This window comes from Bradyrhizobium sp., assembly GCF_049691595.1.
In the GTDB taxonomy this organism is placed as follows: domain Bacteria; phylum Pseudomonadota; class Alphaproteobacteria; order Rhizobiales; family Xanthobacteraceae; genus Bradyrhizobium.
In genome coordinates this window covers 1-1,599 of the sequence record NZ_JBAVNZ010000138.1, presented here as the reverse complement: position 1 = coordinate 1,599, position 1,599 = coordinate 1, and the positions used below count along the sequence as shown (strand labels likewise).

Below are 1,599 nucleotides of genomic sequence, written 5' to 3'. Positions count from 1 at the left end.
GTTCCGGGTCGATTGGTCCTCCGCGGCCGATTTGGGTAACTTTTCCGCGATTCGCGGTCACAACCTTGACTGCGGCGACGTATAACGTGTGGCACCCGTTCCGCCGGTTGGATCAGGCTGCCGACAGGAATCATCCGGCAGAACCTGGTTGAGGGATTTTATGGAAACGCTGCTGCTTCCGTTCTCGCCGCGCTTCATCGTGCTGACGATTTGCGCCGTCGTCACCGCACTGCTGCTCTCGATCGGGATTCTGGATGCCAATCCCAAGGTATGGGAACTGGTCTTGATTCCGATTCTGATTTTCGGCGCCCTCACATTGCTCGGCGTTCGCGATCTCCTGCAGAAGAGCCACGCGGTCCTGCGCAACTATCCGATCTCGGCGCATCTGCGTTTCCTGCTCGAAGAGATCCGGCCGGAGATGCGGCAATATTTCTTCGAGAGCGAGAAGGACGGCATGCCGTTCAGCCGCGACACCCGCGCGGTGGTCTATCAGCGTGCCAAGATGGTGCTGGACAAGCGGCCATTCGGCACCCAGGAGGACGTCTATCGCGAAGGCTATGAATGGATGCACCATTCGGTGGCGCCGAAGGCGCGTGCGGCGGAGAAATTCCGCGTCGCCATCGGCGGCCCGGACTGCACCAGGCCGTATTCGGCCTCGGTCTTCAACATCTCGGCCATGAGTTTTGGCGCGCTCAGCCCCAATGCGGTGCGCGCGCTGAACGCGGGCGCGAAGAAGGGCGGCTTCGCGCACGACACCGGAGAGGGCGGCGTCAGCCCTTATCATCGCGAGAACTGCGGCGACATCATCTGGGAAATCGGTTCCGGATATTTCGGCTGCCGCAACCGCGACGGTTCGTTCAATCCGGAAGAATTCGCGCGCGTCGCCGCTGACGGCCAGATCAAGATGGTCGAGCTCAAGGTCAGCCAGGGCGCCAAGCCCGGGCATGGCGGCGTGCTGCCGGCGGCCAAGGTCTCGGAAGAGATATCCAGGATCAGGGGCGTCGCCATGGGCGAGGACTGCATCTCGCCGGCGTCGCACCGGGCATTTTCGACGCCGCTGCAGATGATGGCCTTCATCGGCGAGATGCGGCGGCTGTCCGGCGGCAAGCCCGCCGGTTTCAAATTGTGTATCGGCCATCCCTGGGAGTTTCTCGCGATCTGCAAGGCGATGCTGCAGAGCGGAACCTATCCTGATTTCATCGTGGTCGACGGCAACGAAGGCGGCACCGGCGCGGCGCCGCTCGAATTCATGGATCATCTGGGCATGCCGATGCGCCAGGGCGTCAATTTCGTCCACAACGCGCTGATCGGCATCAATGCGCGCGATCGCATCAGGATCGGCGCCGCCGGAAAGATCGCGACCGCCTTCGACATGGCGCGCGCGATGGCGCTCGGCGCCGACTGGTGCAATTCGGCGCGCGGCTTCATGTTCTCGCTGGGTTGCATCCAGTCGCTGAGCTGCCATACCGACCGCTGCCCGACCGGCGTTGCCACCCAGGACCCCTCGCGCAGCCGCGCGCTGGTGGTGCCGCACAAGATCGAGCGGGTGTACAATTATCATCACGCCACGCTGCACGCGCTGGCCGAGCTGCTCGCCGC

General features: G+C 63.4%; 1 protein-coding gene. It reads left to right on the top strand.

What is annotated here, in order from left to right; genetic code table 11:
• Positions 1-160: 160 nt before the first annotated feature.
• A partial coding sequence (locus WCE35_RS06100) for an FMN-binding glutamate synthase family protein (RefSeq protein ID WP_424592447.1) occupies positions 161-1,599 on the top strand: 1,439 nt, incomplete at its 3' end.